Consider the following 236-nt stretch of genomic DNA (forward strand, 5'->3'; position numbering starts at 1 on the left):
GTGCCCGCATCGTTCGCGCAGACGCGGCGGTGGCTGCACGCACGCATGATCGACGAGCCGGCGGCGTATCACGTGACGAGCAGGCTGCGTCTCGACGGCGAGCTGAATCGCGCGGTGCTGCGGCACGCGTTCGATGCGCTGATTGCGCGTCATGAGGCATTGCGCACCACCTTTGCCGAATCTGCGGATGGCGGCGTCGAACAGGTTGTGCAAGCGCCTGCGCGTTGCCCGTGGCG

Annotated in this window: 1 protein-coding gene; it reads left to right on the forward strand. The window is 67.8% G+C overall.

Features of this window, described 5'->3' with window-relative positions; genetic code table 11:
- The coding region (locus tag SB772_RS45575; protein ID WP_410839225.1) for a condensation domain-containing protein at positions 1-236 on the forward strand (236 nt) is incomplete at both ends.

This window comes from Paraburkholderia sp. SIMBA_030 (assembly GCF_046535245.1).
Taxonomy (GTDB): Bacteria; Pseudomonadota; Gammaproteobacteria; order Burkholderiales; family Burkholderiaceae; genus Paraburkholderia.